General features: G+C 62.3%; 13 protein-coding genes. 6 read left to right on the top strand and 7 right to left on the bottom strand.

Features of this window, described 5'->3' with window-relative positions:
- The first annotated feature begins 25 nt into the window (after positions 1–25).
- The 5 genes from HU752_RS17225 (at position 26) to HU752_RS17245 (ending at position 5746) form a co-directional block, all read left to right on the top strand.
- Complete coding sequence (locus HU752_RS17225) at positions 26–925, top strand: proline iminopeptidase-family hydrolase (protein ID WP_186682840.1); 900 nt, start codon at positions 26–28, stop codon at positions 923–925.
- A 213-nt stretch (positions 926–1138) separates the two neighbouring features.
- Entirely contained in the window at positions 1139–2206 is a 1068-nt protein-coding gene (locus HU752_RS17230; protein WP_186682838.1) for a phosphotransferase family protein, read from the top strand.
- Between the two features lie 24 nt (positions 2207–2230).
- Positions 2231–2998, top strand: a complete 768-nt coding sequence (locus HU752_RS17235) for an SDR family oxidoreductase (RefSeq protein WP_186682836.1) — start codon at positions 2231–2233, stop codon at positions 2996–2998.
- Positions 2999–3134: 136 nt separating this feature from the next.
- Positions 3135–3521 (top strand): DUF2946 domain-containing protein, encoded by a 387-nt coding sequence (locus tag HU752_RS17240; RefSeq protein WP_186682834.1) that lies wholly within the window; start codon positions 3135–3137, stop codon positions 3519–3521.
- 92 nt (positions 3522–3613) lie between these two features.
- Positions 3614–5746, top strand: a complete 2133-nt coding sequence (locus HU752_RS17245; RefSeq protein ID WP_186682832.1) for a TonB-dependent receptor — start codon at positions 3614–3616, stop codon at positions 5744–5746.
- Between the two features lie 49 nt (positions 5747–5795).
- On the opposite strand, the gene HU752_RS17250 is transcribed toward HU752_RS17245, so the two are convergent.
- From HU752_RS17250 to HU752_RS17260, 3 genes are all read right to left on the bottom strand, one after another.
- Positions 5796–6806, bottom strand: a complete 1011-nt coding sequence (locus tag HU752_RS17250) for an ABC transporter substrate-binding protein (RefSeq protein ID WP_186682830.1) — start codon at positions 6804–6806, stop codon at positions 5796–5798.
- Between the two features lie 103 nt (positions 6807–6909).
- Positions 6910–7113 carry a hypothetical protein gene (locus HU752_RS17255; RefSeq protein WP_186682828.1) on the bottom strand — a complete coding sequence of 68 codons (204 nt, stop codon included), beginning with the start codon at positions 7111–7113 and terminating at the stop codon, positions 6910–6912.
- Entirely contained in the window at positions 7110–7580 is a 471-nt protein-coding gene (locus HU752_RS17260) for a hypothetical protein (RefSeq protein ID WP_186682983.1), read from the bottom strand. Before HU752_RS17260 ends, HU752_RS17255 begins: the two co-directional genes overlap by 4 nt.
- Positions 7581–8099: 519 nt before the next feature.
- Here HU752_RS17260 and HU752_RS17265 point away from each other — a divergent pair.
- Positions 8100–8513: a hypothetical protein gene (locus HU752_RS17265; protein WP_186682826.1), complete on the top strand. Its 414-nt coding sequence runs from the start codon at positions 8100–8102 to the stop codon at positions 8511–8513.
- A gap of 70 nt (positions 8514–8583) precedes the next feature.
- Here the strand turns inward: HU752_RS17265 and HU752_RS17270 are convergent, their stop codons facing one another.
- The 4 genes from HU752_RS17270 to HU752_RS17285 form a co-directional block, all read right to left on the bottom strand.
- On the bottom strand, positions 8584–10209 hold the full coding sequence (locus HU752_RS17270; RefSeq protein WP_186682824.1) for a methyl-accepting chemotaxis protein: 1626 nt from the start codon (positions 10207–10209) through the stop codon (positions 8584–8586).
- A gap of 308 nt (positions 10210–10517) precedes the next feature.
- Positions 10518–10922 carry a TraR/DksA family transcriptional regulator gene (locus HU752_RS17275; protein ID WP_010445713.1) on the bottom strand — a complete coding sequence of 135 codons (405 nt, stop codon included), beginning with the start codon at positions 10920–10922 and terminating at the stop codon, positions 10518–10520.
- 385 nt (positions 10923–11307) lie between these two features.
- A complete protein-coding gene (locus HU752_RS17280; RefSeq protein WP_186682822.1) occupies positions 11308–13014 on the bottom strand; it encodes an AMP-binding protein in 1707 nt (568 codons plus the stop codon).
- Positions 13015–13035: 21 nt separating this feature from the next.
- Positions 13036–14334: an acetyl-CoA C-acetyltransferase gene (locus HU752_RS17285; protein ID WP_186682820.1), complete on the bottom strand. Its 1299-nt coding sequence runs from the start codon at positions 14332–14334 to the stop codon at positions 13036–13038.
- Positions 14335–14459 lie beyond the last annotated feature (125 nt).

The following is a 14459-nucleotide window of genomic DNA, read 5'->3' on the forward strand; positions in this document are numbered from 1 at the left end:
TCGTGCACACAGGGAGCTTGGCGAGATGGAATTCAAGGATGTACAGGAAGGATTTGCGAACTTCGGCCCTTACCAGACCTGGTACCGCGTCACCGGAGACCTGGCCAGTGGTCGTACGCCCCTGGTGATCCTCCACGGAGGCCCGGGCTGCACCCACGATTATGTCGACGCCTTCAAGGATATCGCCGCCAGCGGTCATGCGGTGGTGCACTACGATCAACTGGGCAATGGCAAGTCCACCCACCTGCCCGACCAGGACCCTTCGTTCTGGACCGTCCAGCTGTTTCTCGACGAACTGGACAACCTGCTTGACCACTTGGGTATTGGCCAGCACTACGTACTGCTCGGCCAATCCTGGGGTGGCATGCTCGCCAGTGAACATGCCGTTCGCCAGCCCGCCGGGCTCAAGGCGATGATCCTGGCCAACTCGCCCTCCTGCATGCGCACCTGGGTCAGCGAAGCCAACCGCCTGCGCGAGCAACTGCCGCCTGCCGTCCAGCAGGCGCTGCTCAAGCACGAGCAGGCCGGAACCTACAGCGACCCGGAGTACGTCGAGGCCTCGCGGGTGTTCTATGACCGCCACGTCTGCCGCATCAGTCCATGGCCCGAAGAAGTGGCGCGCACCTTCGCCCAGGTCGACGCCGACCCGACCGTCTACCACACGATGAGCGGTCCGACCGAGTTCCACGTGATCGGTTCGTTGAAGGACTGGACGATCATCGACCGGCTGCACCTCGTGCAAGTGCCGACCCTGGTCATCTCCGGCCGCCACGACGAGGCGACCGAAGCCGTGGTCAAACCCTACGTCGAAAAGATCGCCGGTGCCCGTTGGGCGCTGTTCGAGGACTCCAGCCACATGCCTCACGTCGAAGAGCGCCAGGCCTGCATGGGCACCGTACTGCAATTCCTCGACGAAAGCCTCTAGACCGCTACTTCCCGCCCTTCCCTTCGAGAACTGCCCGGTCTGATTCAGACCGGGCTTTTTTCGGCTACGCTGCATCCCACCTCACGCATCAGGAACGCTGATCATCCTGCAACACCCAGACCTATAAGGCCCGGTCAGGCTTGTGACCGATGCAGGACGAGCATTAGATTAGCCAATAATCTCTGGCCTCCAGAATAAGCAGAAGGGATAAGCATGGCGCTTACTGACCAGTCCACTCAAATCCGTGCCGGTGAAGAACTCGACACCGCGCTGATCGATCCGTACCTCAAGGCGCATATTCCAGGCCTCAGTGGCCAGCCCAGCATCAGCCAATTCCCCGGTGGTGCCTCGAACCTGACCTACCTGATCCAGTACCCCGGGCAGGAATTCGTCCTGCGGCGCCCGCCGTTCGGCCGCAAGGCCAAGTCGGCCCACGACATGGGCCGTGAATTCCGCATTCTCAACCAACTCAGGGATGGCTTCCCGTACTGCCCGAAAGCCTACGTGCACTGCACCGACGAAAGCCTGATCGGCTCGGAGTTCTACGTCATGGAGCGGGTCAAGGGGATCATCCTGCGCTCCGAGCTGCCACCGGAACTGGGCCTGGATGCCACCCGTACCGAAGCCCTGTGCAAGAGCTTCATCGATCGCCTGGTCGAGCTGCATCGCGTCGACTACAACGCCTGCGGCCTGGCCGACCTGGGCAAGCCCGAAGGTTATGTCGAACGCCAGATCCGCGGCTGGAGCGAGCGTTATGAAAAGGCCCTGACCCCGGATGCACCGAGCTGGGAAGCGGTCAAGGCCTGGCTGAACGACAAGATGCCAGCCGATCATCCAACCTCGAGCATCGTGCATAACGACTACCGCTTCGACAACGTGATCCTCGATCCCGAGAACCCGATGCAGATCATCGGCGTGCTCGACTGGGAGCTGACCACCCTCGGCAACCCGCTGATGGACCTGGGCAACACCCTCGCCTACTGGATCCAGGCCGACGACCCGGCACCGGTGCAGTTGATGCGCCGTCAACCCAGCCACGCACCGGGCATGCTCACCCGCCGCCAGTTCGTCGACTACTACGCCGAGCGTGCGGGCCTGTCGATCGACAACTTCGACTTCTACTACACCTACGGCCTGTTCCGCCTGGCCGGCATCGTGCAGCAGATCTATTACCGCTTCTTCCACGGCCAGACCCAGGACAAACGCTTTGCGCAGTTCATTCACATGAACAAGCTGCTGGAGCAGATGAGCCTGCAGGTCATCCAGAAATCCAGCCTCTGATCGCGACTACAACAAGGAAAAACCATGTCCAAGACTCAGTTGTTCGACCTCGACGGCAAGATCGCCTTCGTTTCCGGAGCCAGCCGCGGTATCGGTGAAGCCATCGCCCGCCTGCTGGCCCAGCAGGGTGCCCACGTGATCGTCTCCAGCCGCAAGATCGAGGGATGCCAGCAAGTGGCCGACGCGATCATTGCCGACGGTGGCAAGGCCACAGCCATCGCCTGTCACATCGGTGAAATGGAGCAGATCAGCCAGGTCTTCGCCGGTATCCGCGAACAGTTCGGGCGCCTGGACATCCTGGTCAACAACGCTGCCACCAACCCGCAATTCTGCAACGTGCTGGATACCGACCTGGGCGCCTTCCAGAAGACCGTCGACGTGAACATCCGCGGCTACTTCTTCATGTCGGTGGAAGCCGGCAAGCTGATGCGCGAACACGGCGGTGGCAGCATCATCAACGTGGCCTCGATCAACGGCGTCACCCCGGGGATCTTCCAGGGCATCTACTCGGTGACCAAGGCGGCGGTGATCAACATGACCAAGGTCTTCGCCAAGGAGTGCGCGCAGTTTGGCATTCGCTGCAACGCCTTGCTGCCGGGCCTGACCGACACCAAGTTCGCCTCGGCACTGGTCAAGAACGACTCGATCCTCAAGACCGCCCTGCAGCAGATCCCGCTCAAGCGCGTGGCCGACCCGAGCGAAATGGCCGGCGCCGTGCTGTACTTGGCCAGCGACGCCTCCAGCTACACCACTGGCGTGGCGCTGAACGTCGACGGTGGCTTCCTCTCCTGATCCCCTCTGAAGCCTCGGCCCGATCATTTCCGCGCTCTACGTGGGCATGATCGGTGCTGACGCCGCAGATCTTCCTTTCCTTCACCCATGAACCCGGCTTTGTAACCGTTCGTCGGTCCTGTTAAAGTCCGCGGCCATGAAACTGGCCCGTACCGATCGCTCACTCATTGCCTGGATGCTCTATTGCTGCGTCCTGTTCAATGTGTTCGCCTGCAGCATCGGCCACGGGCAGATGGTCGGCCAGCAGCTCAACGGTATCGGCGGCCAGTTCTGTGCCGTTGACCCGAACACCCAGGCACCGCTGTCGAGCAACCCTGCCGACGAAAAGCTGCCAACCCTGGCCAAGGCCTTTGGTTGCCCACTGTGCTCCACCGGCGGCATGGGCCCGGCACTCAACTCCAGCCTGACCCTGGCGATCCTCCCGGAACAGCACAGCCCGCCCCTGGCACGCATCGCCAACCAGCCGCTGCCCAACCGCTTTACCTGGCCCTCGGCCAATCCCCGCGCCCCACCGCTCGCCTGAGTCATTCCGCCAACGATCAGCCCACCCGGTCGACGCCCAACCGCGTCGTGCCCGTGCGCGCTGGATATTCGCCATGACTTCAGGAACTCAACATGAAACGCTTCTCCCTGCTCGCAGGCCTGCTCGGCTGCCTGTCCGCCAACGGTTGGGCGCAAGAAACCCTCGACCTCGCCCCCGTGACCATCGAGGCGACGTCATCCGCCGAACCTGGGCTGGATCTCGACACCCCGATCACCACCGGTTCACGCCTGGGGCTGAGTCCGCGGGAAACCCCGGCCTCGGTCAGCGTGGCCAACCGCGACAGCATCGAGCGTCACGGCGCACGCAACTTCCAGGACGCCGCCAATAGCCTGCCCGGAGTCAACGCCACGGCCCCGCTGGGCTTCGGCGGCTTTGTCTCCTACCGCGGCTTCACCAGCAGCCAGGTCACCCAGATGTTCAACGGTATCGTCGTGCCCACCGGCCTTGCGCGCCCGGTGGATGCCTGGATCTATGACCGGGTCGAACTGGTCGGCGGCCCCTCGTCGCTGCTCAATGGCGCAGGTTCGGTCGGCGGCTCGCTGAACTACATCACCAAGCTGGCCAACCGCCAGGAACAGGCGGCCGAAGGCAAGATCAGCTACGGCAGCAACGACACCCGGGAAATGTCCTTCGGCCTCAACCATGCCCTGACCGATCCCGCGGCCGACGTGCAGCACTATGCCCGCCTGGATGTCAGCCACAATGCCAGCAACGACTACATCGACCGCAACCAGCGCGACGCCTGGAGCCTGGCATTCTCGCTGCTCAGCGACCTGACGCCGGACCTGTCGCACACCCTGGCCCTGGAGTACCAAGACGAGGTGGTCGACAGCCCCTACTGGGGCACTCCGGTACTCAACCCCAAGGTCGGCGAACTGAAGATCGACCGGCACAACCGTTTCAACAACTACAATGTCGCCGATGGCCAGTACGTGCAGCGCACCCGCTGGCTGCGCTCGATCATCGACTACCGGATCAACGACAGCACCAGCCTGCGCAACACTCTCTATCACCTGGGGACCGAGCGTGATTACCGCGACCTGGAAACCTACCAGTACAACCCCGGCAACACCGTCGTGAACCGCTCTACCGCCTACCTGGTGCGCCACTCCGGCGAACAGAACGGCAACCAGTTCGAGCTGCGCCACCAGTCGAGCCTGTTCGGCCTGGACAGCCGCTGGGCCGGCGGCTTCGAGTATCGGATCAACAGCACCACCAACCACCCGTGGAATGTCCCGGCCAACAACAGCGTGACCCCGGACGACTTCGATCCCGGCTACTTCTACGGGCTTCCCGGCACGCGTCCGGGTTTTGTCAGCGACAAGACCAACCAGGTCACCACCCGCGCCCTGTTCGTCGAAAACCGACTGATGCTGACCGACAAGCTGGCCCTGCTGACAGGGCTGCGTTATGACGATATCGACCTGGACGTGACCAACCACCGCGTAGTGACCGCCAGCAATCCCCGGCATCTGCGCCGTAGCTGGGAGCCGGTCACCGGACGTGCCGGGCTGATCTACCAGTTCGTGCCCTCGGCCAACGTCTACGTGCAGTACAGCACGGCAGCCGAACAACCCAACGGCACGCAGAATTTCGACGTCTCTACCGGCAAGCAGTGGGAAGTCGGCAGCAAGTTCAGCTACCTCGACGGTCGCGGCAGCGCCACGGCGGCGGCCTATCACATCGTGCGCAGGGACTTCGCCGTGACCGACCCACAGGACCCGACCAACACCCTTGCGGTGGGGCAACAGTCATCGAGGGGCATCGAACTGGCCAGTTCGCTGCGCATCACCCCGAGACTGCTGGCTGAAGGCAACTTCGCCTGGGTCGACGCGCAATACGATGAGTTCAACGAGAAGAACGCCGCCGGCGTGGTGGTTTCGCGCAAGGGCAACACCCCGACCAATGTCCCGGAGCGTGTCGCCAACCTGTGGTTGACCTATGACTTCGATCCACGCTGGCAAGGTGGGGTCGATGCACGCTACGTGGCCAAGGTCTATGCCGACAGTGCCAACACCCAATATGTACCCGGCTACACCCTGTACGGCAGCTTCCTGAGCTACAAGCTCGACAGTCATACCACGGTGACCGGGCGGGTACGCAACCTGACCAACCAGGTGTATGCCGAGTTCGCTCATGTATCCCCGGCGTACTACCTGGGCACGCCGAGGACTTTCGAGCTGGCGGTACAAACCCGCTTCTGAGGTGGACTTGAATCCCTAAAGGCTTCGCCGAAGCTGGCCACACAGGCCACTAGAGGCTGTCTGCAACCTTCTGCGCCACGTCCGCCGGCACCCAGGCCTTCCAGACCTGCGGATGATCCTTGAGGAACGCCTTCGCCACCTGGTCAGGCGGCAGGCGTTCCTCGCTCATCTTCGCCAGGGCCTGGTTCAGCAGGTCGATCGGCAAGTCGACCTTGCTGAAGAACGCCACAACCTGCGGGTGTTGCTGCTTGAACGGTGCCGACACCCCGATGCTCAGCTTCGACGCCAGCGAACGGGTCGGCCTGGGATCGGGATTATCGGCGTCAGTCAGGGTCTTCCAGGCCTCGGCATCAAACGCCGGCTCCTGCAATTGCACCAGCTTGAACTTGCCCAGCAACGGCGTCGGCGACCAGTAGTAGAACAGGATCGGCTTGCCACGCCGAATCGACGAGGTGATTTCGGCATCCAGCGCCGCCCCGGAGCCGCTGCGAAAGTTCACGTAGCTGTCGCTCAAGCCATAAGCCTTGAGCTTCTGTTTGTTGACGATCTCGGAGGTCCAGCCGATCGGGCTGTTGAGGAAGCGGCCCTTGTCGGGCGACTCGGGGTCCTGGAACACCGACTTGTAGCGCTTGAGGTCCTCGACACTGCGCAACTGCGGCGCCAATGGCTTGATGCCCCGCTCGGGATCCCCCTTGATCACATACTCCGGCACCCACCAGCCCTCGGTGGCCCCCTTGACGGTATCGCCCACCGCCAGGACTTCGCCCGCCGCTTCAGCCTTGACCCAGACCGGGCTGCGGCCGGCCCATTCTTCACCGATCACCTGGATATCATTCCTGGCCAGCGCCGTTTCCAGGGTCACGGTGGTACCCGGCAGCGTGTCCGTCGGCAGGCCATAGCCTTTCTCGACGATATGCCGCAACAGCTCGGTGATCAGGCTGCCACTTTCCCAGTTCAGGTCGGCAAAGTGGATCGGAGTCGCCGCACGGGCCGGATGCGTCGCGAAAACCACGCAACAGGCCGCCAGGGCGCCGGCGAACAGCGCACGAAATCCTTTCATGGATCTACCTCAGTCATGGGTCACCTTCGACGAGCTGTCGAAAGTCTCTGAAATAATCAGTCAACTGACTTTAGTAGAGGTTCCTCGGCAGGTAAGGTCGGAATCAATCCGCGTCCTGCGTCTGAAGTTGCTGCAGCTCACGCCGGACCATGCTGGCGTACTCCGCCGGGGCCATCGCATAGAGCTGCGAGGCGACCCACGACAGCCAGGCGCCCTGCAGCGCCTGCTTGCGCTCGAACAGGTGGCGGGCATCGAGACGGGCCTGCTCCAGGTGTTGCTGGTGAAACGCGGCCCGGCCGCCAGTCATTGCTCGCTGGCCTTGAACGTCAGCTCACCCTTGCGCCATTTCGCGGCCTTCTTCGTCACATCCTTGAGGGTCTTGGTCAGGCCTTCCTGCAATTGCTCATGGGCGGCGAACACCATCACGACCGTATGGCTCTCCTTGAACACGATGCCATGACCCTGTTCGTTCGAGACATAGGCATAGTCACCCAGCCCATAGACCGTGAGCTTGATTTCGCGAAACTTGATATCGAACTTTCCACCTTCGCGGCTAGGCAGTACCGCTGCACGGAAATGATCGCCGACTTTCAATTCGAGCCGCTGTTTGTCATCGACGACCATGGCCGATTCCGTATCGATCTCGGCGATATAGATGCCTTCGGCGGTTTGTTCTGTGATGTAGACGAAACGTGATTGGAACTGCTTGACCAGTTTTGCCCGCAGGTCGCCCAAGACGAACAATGCATGCATATCCAGATTACTGACTGCCAACGAAAAGCCCTCAAACCCAAAAATGAAGCCGCCCAGCGGGGAGCAGGCAGCACAAGACATTCGGTCATTGCCGACGGTTACTCACTGGAGACCCTGATGACTGCCTGTCGACCCCGCGGAGGTCGAGTGAAAAACACAGAAAGACTAATGGATCAAAAGTTCTGTTACTTCTGCGAATACTCACCAGAGTGTGAAGGAAAACACCGCATGTCGCTGACGCCAGCAAGTGGGACAGTGAAATTACGGAGGTTACCTTTCTGAAAAAGCGCAGTTTCCGACGTGCAAGTTGAAAGCCCCCAAAACGACACCAACCGGGGGAACTGCAGCGATTTTAGAACACGTCGGCCTGTCACTGCCAATCAAACTACCGCCAAGTGGTACCAGACCAGACAAAAAGTACTGATCAATGACCGATCTGACAATCCCCTGAGGTGCCCTGCCATCGTTTTTCGCCGCATGACCGCTCAAGCAAAAGGTAACAACGCCGATACAAAGGCAGTAATCCGGAGAAAGGACGCCATGATGATCAGCCTGAACTCACTCGCGATCTCCATGCCTTCGCTGACCAGCCGCAGCGATGAGACCGAGGGAGCGGCCCCTGCCTTGTCCATTCGCACCTTGCTGGGTGATGACGCCGATAGCGATTTCACCCTGGCCCCTGCCGACAGCCTGGCGGGTAACGAACTGGCGGCAAAGAATCGCATCAAGCAGCTGCGCAAACAGCTCGAGCAGTTGCAGCAGAAACTGCGGCGGGCCAACGCGCGCCTGGCCGCCATGAAAAAGGCTCGCTACCGCACCGAGGAAGCGCGCAATGCCGCGATCCAACCGGCCCGCGCCGAGGTCATGGCGCTCAATAGCGCACTGAACAGCGTCAACATCGCCTTGTTCATGGCGCAGAAGCTGCTCGCCGGCATGATCAACACAACCGTTTGAGCCCCTCTGTCCGCCTCCCTGCATAAGCTCAGGCGGCCGTCGAACGGCCGCATTCATAACCTGGCCAGGACTACCGGCGCTGCGACGCCTGCGGAGCACTCTCCGGCCGGTATCCCAGGCGCAGGCCGCCCCAGTGCCGGCCCTTGACCATGATCGGCACTGACAGGTCATGCATCAACTCACCGGTATCGCGGGTGTAGGTCTGCAACAGCACCGGCTGCTGGTGGCTGCCGCAACGAATACCGGTACGATCATCGAACTTGCGCTTGGTACGGTTCTGCAACGCATCCTTGGCCGTATCGCCGGTCAGGGGCTGGGAGAACGCCTGGTTGTGAGTCGGCACATAGCCTTGCGGTGTGCAGGCAATGGCGAAGACCAGGCCCTCGTGACGTGCCAACAGGGGTTCCTGGATCGCCGGCAGCACCTGGTCGGTGTAACGGTCGAAACGGGTCTGGTACTTGGTGGGCGAGGTATTGGCAATCACCTGGTAGCTACGGTCGAACAGGTCTTCCAGCGTGATGCGGTTCTGCTCGATGTCGGCCTCGAAACGTGCGGCAATCTGGCTGGCGCCTTCCCGGGCCAGGTCATAGGCACGCTGGTGATAATCATCCAGGCCAACCTCGGCCAGTCGCTCGCTGATGATCTCGGCCTGCCCTTCCATCTGTACGGCGGCCTCGGCCAGGCGCCGGGTCTGCTGGTCACTCACCGACAGGTCGCCACGCATCTGCTCCACCGCGCCGAACAGGCTTTCCAGTTGCTCACGATTGTTCTGCGCACCGCGGGCAATCTCACTGACCTGGCCTTCCACGCCGGCAGCCAGTTGGGCAATGTTCTCCAGTTGCCGGCCCGTCTGCTCGACCTGCTCGACGCCGCCCTCGAGGTCCGCGGAGAGTTGCTGGATCTGCTCCACCACCTGGGCGGTACGCTGCTGGATATCGGCGACCATCACGCCGACCTCGTCGGTCGCGGCGGCGGTTCGCCCGGCCAGTCCGCGCACTTCGTCGGCCACCACGGCGAACCCGCGCCCGTGCTCGCCGGCGCGGGCCGCCTCGATGGCGGCATTGAGCGCCAGCAGGTTGGTCTGGCTGGCAATGGCCTGGATCACCAGGGTCACCCGCTGGATCTCCTCGCTGCGCAGGCTCAAGGCCTCGATCAGCTCACGGCTGGCCGCTGCGCGCTGGCTGAGCTGGTGCATGCGACTGATCGACTCCGACAGCACGGCATGCCCCTCGGCACTGCTCTGGCGCGCCTCGCTGGCCGAGCCGAGGGCCTGCTGGCTGAGCTGTGAAGTGGCCTGTTCGGTATCGATCACCCGTTCGGCGCTGCTGACGATCTGCGCCGCGGCATCCAGTTGCGATTGCAGCTTGCCGGCCAGTTGCTTGACCGAGAAGGCGACGCCGGCCGCCGACAGGGCGTTATGGCTGGTGGCATAGGACAGATCGCGGGTCAGCTCGCCCAGTGCATCTCCTTCGCTCTTGGGTGCGGCCTCTGTGGGACGCGAGCGCCACAACGGCAACCAGGCCAGCAACAGCGCCAGCGGCAGGCAAACGCCCAGCGGCCAGTCGGCATAGGCCATGGCCGACAGCAACAGCGCCAGCCCGATACTTTGAATCAGTGGCACCCGCCAGCGCGGGGACGACTTCGACTGCGCCTCCAATGGCGCGAGAACTCCAGGCAGAATTCCTTCTCCAGACATAAGCGTTACCCACTTTCGGCTTCTAGTTATTTTCCTGCATTAAACGCCACTACAAGGCCATTATCCATGGTCCGTTAGTTGTAATCGACGAGGGGTGGGCACAGCGAATCGAATAGCGCTGGAGACAGAAGGTAGGGATCTGGAAGTGGTGGCAGAACACGCCAGGCAGGCGCATCGGCACTCTGTACGCCATACCCGCGCAGCGAAGTGCTCGCAGCCGATCCTGTCGGGGCGTCGGGTATGGCGTATATCGGGGCTGCTACCGGGGTATTTTGACACCCCGGGGGCCCACTGGCACAGCGGGCCGATCAGGCCTGGCGCTGGTGCTTGTCGATCTGCTCGTGACGCTCTTGCGCCTCGATGCAGTACTTGGTGGTCGGGCTGATCAGCAGGCGCTTGAGGCCAATCGGATCGCCGCTGTCATCACACCAGCCGAAGGAGTCGTCGCGAATGCGGTCCAGGGCCTGTTCCAGCTGCGGCAGCATGCGCTGGTCGCGATCGATCGCGTTCACCAGCCAGGTGCGTTCTTCTTCAACGGAGGCGGCGTCAGCCGGGTCTGCCGGGGTATCGAGGCTTTCGATAGCCACGCGGTTCTGCTCGATACGCTCGTGGGTTTCGACTTTCATTGCCTGCAACAGCTCGGTGAAGAAAGCCAGTTGCTCAGCGTTCATGTAGTCGTCCGCCGGCATGGCCAGCAACTTTTCCTTTGTCATTGATTTCTCTATAGAAAATACGTGCATTAAGGCGAATTAGGGAGCGTTCTGAACACCTGAGGGGATGCACAGAAAGGCGCCGTCCATTCCAAGCGCCACCCGGCACTCAATTTACGAGGGGCGGCAGTCTAAGGCCGAGTTATCGAGTCAGCAACAGAAATGACAGCAAAATCGTTCAATAACCCCTGGCAAGCGCTATAAGGGCCTGTATCCAGGGGGTATCGGAGTGCGTTTATAGCAAGAAATTCCCTTGGCTGCCTGTGTCCGGGAGACGGACGGCAGTGCCCCATGAGCCAGGGATAGGGGAATTGGGGTGTGGGTGGCGGGCGTGGCAGCCCTGTTCGCCGCGTCACAGGCCAGAACCTGTGCGCGGCCGCCACGCGGGCTACTCGCGCAAGGCCCGACGCAGCACCTTGCCCACCGTGGTCTTGGGCAGCTCTTCGACCCGGAATTCGACGATCCTGGGTACCTTGTACCCGGTGAGGTATTCCCGGCAATGGGCCAGCAACTGCATTTCGGTCAGGCCCGGATCCCGCCGCACGACGAAGATCTTCACCCGCTCCCCGGTCACCTGGTCCGGTACGCCGATCGCCGCTACCTCGGCCACCCCGGGGTGCAGCGCCACCACGTCCTCGATCTCGTTGGGGTAAACGTTGAAGCCCGATACCAGGATCATGTCCTTCTTGCGATCGACCAGCCGGATGAAGCCCTGCTCGTTCATGATCCCGATGTCACCGGTCGACAACCAGCCCTCGGCATCCAGCACCTTGGCCGTCTCATCCGGACGTTTCCAGTAGCCCTTCATCACCTGCGGCCCACGTACCTGCAGCTCGCCCTCCTCGCCGATGTCCGCCAGCGAGCCATCCTCCCGGGCAAACCGCACCCAGGTGGAGGGCAATGGCACACCGATGGTGCCGCTGAACTCACCTTCGCGCATGCGCTTGATATCGATCGGACTGATGCTCACCACCGGCGAGCATTCGGTGAGCCCGTAGCCTTCGATGATCGGGACCCCGGTCACCTCCTGCCAACGACGCGCCACGGCCGTGTGCGTGGCCATGCCACCGGCAATCGCCAGTTTCAGGTCGGAGAAGTCCCGCGCGCGGAATTCATCGTTCTCCAGCAAACCATTGAACAGCGTGTTGACCCCGACGATGCCGCTGAATTTTTCCTTGCGCAGGATCATCTGTACCCGCTTCACATCCCGCGGGTTGGCGATGAGGATGTTGCGCCCGCCCAGGCACATGAACATCAGGCAGTTCACGGTCAGCGACAGCACGTGATACAGCGGCAACAGGGTGACGTTGGTTTCCTGCTGGTTCTCGTCGAGCTGGTCGCCAACCCAGGCCTTGGCCTGCATCAGGTTGGCGAGGATGTTGCGGTGGGTGAGCATCGCGCCCTTGGCATCGCCTGTGGTACCGCCGGTGTATTGCAGGAAGGCGATATCGTCATGGGTCAACTTCACCGGGCCGGGTTTCATGTTCCGGGCCTGCTTCATCATCGCCGGGAAACGGATCGAACCCGGCAGGTTGAAGCGCGGGACCTGTTTCTGCACATGGCGCAGGACGAAGTTCAGCGCCGCCCCCTTGAAGGTCCCCACCAGGTCACCAATGGCCGCCACCACGATATTTTTCAGCGAGCTGCCTTCCATCGCCTGTTCCAGCGTATGGGCGAAGTTCTCGAAGATCACCAGGGTCTCGGCGCCACTGTCCTTGAGCAGGTGCCTGAGCTCACGGGCGGTATAGAGCGGGTTGACGTTGACCACCACGGCACCGGCCAGCAGGGTGCCGAACAGGCAGATCGGGTACTGCAGGCAGTTGGGCATCATCAGGGCCACGCGATCGCCCTTCTTCACCCCTCGCGACTGCAGCCAGCCGGTGAAGGCAAAGACCCGGCGCTCCCATTCGTCATACCCCATCTCGGTGCCGATGCTGACGTAGGCCACCCGCTGGCGGTATTTCTCCACGTGTTCAAGGAATACCTCGCGCAACGACGGGTAACGGTCGATCTCGCTCTCGACATCCGCCGGCACGCCGGGATGGTAGGCCTTCACCCAGACACGTTCGGTACTCTGCAGGCTCGCGACACTCATGGCAGTCTCCTTGTTGTTGTTTTATTTTTCGACGATCGCCGTCACACCCAGGCCGCCGGCGGCACACACGGAAATCAGCCCGCGACCGCCGCCGCGCTGGTCAATGGCCTTGGCCAGGCTGGCCAGCAACCTGCCACCGGTGGCCGCGAACGGGTGCCCGCAGCCGAGCGAGCCGCCGTTGACGTTGAGCTTGCTGCGGTCGATGCTCCCCAGCGGAGCCGGCAGCCCCAGCCGCTCACGACAATAGTCGGCATCCTCCCAGGCCTTGAGCGTGCACAGCACCTGCGCGGCGAAGGCTTCGTGGATCTCATAGAAATCAAAGTCCTGCAGGCCCAGCCCTTCGCGAGCGAGCATCCGCGGAACAGCATAGGCCGGTGCCATCAGCAGGCCCTCGCTGCCGTCGACGAAGTTCACCGCGGCCGTTTCACCGGTGCGCAGATAGGCCAGCACCGGCAGGTTGTGCGCTGCCGCCCATTCTTCGCTGGCCAGCAGCACCACCGAGGCGCCGTCGGTCAGCGGCGTCGAGTTGCCGGCGGTGAGGGTACCGTTGCGCTTGTCGTAGGCCGGGCCCAGCCCGGCAAGTTTCTCCAGGCTGGTGTCGGCGCGCAGGTTGTTGTCGCGCTTGAGCCCACGATACGGCGTGATCAGGTCGTCGAAGAACCCGCGCTGATAGGCCGCGTTCAGCGATTGGTGGCTGCTCATCGCCAGTTCGTCCTGGGCCAGACGCTTAATCTGCCAACGCTTGGCCATCTCCTCGCAATGCTCGCCCATGGACAGCCCGGTGCGCGGCTCGCCATTGCGCGGCAGCAACGGCTTGAAGAACATCGACGGGCGGATGGCGAGCAGGCTGCGCAGCTTGCCCAGGGTGTCCCTGCTGCGGTTGGCGTCGAGCAGGGTCCGGCGCAGCGACTCGTTGATGCCGATGGGCGCATCGGAGGTGGTGTCGGAACCGCCGGCGACTCCGACCTCGATCTGTCCCAGGGCGATCTTGTTGGCGACCAGCAATGCCGCCTCCAGCCCCGTGCCACAGGCTTGCTGGATGTCATAGGCCGGGGTTTCCGGCGACAGCGTGGTGGACAGCAGTGTCTCGCGAGCGAGATTGAAGTCCCGTGAATGCTTGATCACCGCCCCTGCGGCGAACTCGCCCAGCCGCTGGCCCTGCAGGCCAAAACGGTCGACCAGCCCTTGCAGGGCAGCCGCCAGCAGATCCTGGTTGCTGTCATGGGAATACACCGTATTGGAACGGGCAAAGGGAATCCGGTTGCCACCGAGAATGGCGACCCGTCTTGCCGGAGCCGGTGTGAAGCTGTAGTCGGTCATGCAAAGTTTCCTTCCATACGCATGACCTGCAGGTGCGGCACCTGTGGCGAGTGGGCTTGCCCACGCTCGACTGCGAAGCAGTCGTAAATCTGAATTCACGTCAAATCAGACAGACCGTGACATTC

It is taken from the genome of Pseudomonas vanderleydeniana (assembly GCF_014268755.2).
Taxonomy (GTDB): domain Bacteria; phylum Pseudomonadota; class Gammaproteobacteria; order Pseudomonadales; family Pseudomonadaceae; genus Aquipseudomonas; species Aquipseudomonas vanderleydeniana.

Excerpts from the sequence above, each read along its gene's own strand:
- HU752_RS17225 (WP_186682840.1), top strand. The coding sequence starts at position 26 with ATGGAATTCAAGGATGTACAGGAAGGATTTGCGAACTTCGGCCCTTAC.
- HU752_RS17230 (WP_186682838.1), top strand. The coding sequence starts at position 1,139 with ATGGCGCTTACTGACCAGTCCACTCAAATCCGTGCCGGTGAAGAACTC.
- HU752_RS17235 (WP_186682836.1), top strand. The coding sequence starts at position 2,231 with ATGTCCAAGACTCAGTTGTTCGACCTCGACGGCAAGATCGCCTTCGTT.
- HU752_RS17240 (WP_186682834.1), top strand. The coding sequence starts at position 3,135 with ATGAAACTGGCCCGTACCGATCGCTCACTCATTGCCTGGATGCTCTAT.
- HU752_RS17245 (WP_186682832.1), top strand. The coding sequence starts at position 3,614 with ATGAAACGCTTCTCCCTGCTCGCAGGCCTGCTCGGCTGCCTGTCCGCC.
- HU752_RS17250 (WP_186682830.1), bottom strand. The coding sequence starts at position 6,806 with ATGAAAGGATTTCGTGCGCTGTTCGCCGGCGCCCTGGCGGCCTGTTGC.
- HU752_RS17255 (WP_186682828.1), bottom strand. The coding sequence starts at position 7,113 with ATGACTGGCGGCCGGGCCGCGTTTCACCAGCAACACCTGGAGCAGGCC.
- HU752_RS17265 (WP_186682826.1), top strand. The coding sequence starts at position 8,100 with ATGATGATCAGCCTGAACTCACTCGCGATCTCCATGCCTTCGCTGACC.
- HU752_RS17270 (WP_186682824.1), bottom strand. The coding sequence starts at position 10,209 with ATGTCTGGAGAAGGAATTCTGCCTGGAGTTCTCGCGCCATTGGAGGCG.
- HU752_RS17275 (WP_010445713.1), bottom strand. The coding sequence starts at position 10,922 with ATGACAAAGGAAAAGTTGCTGGCCATGCCGGCGGACGACTACATGAAC.
- HU752_RS17280 (WP_186682822.1), bottom strand. The coding sequence starts at position 13,014 with ATGAGTGTCGCGAGCCTGCAGAGTACCGAACGTGTCTGGGTGAAGGCC.
- HU752_RS17285 (WP_186682820.1), bottom strand. The coding sequence starts at position 14,334 with ATGACCGACTACAGCTTCACACCGGCTCCGGCAAGACGGGTCGCCATT.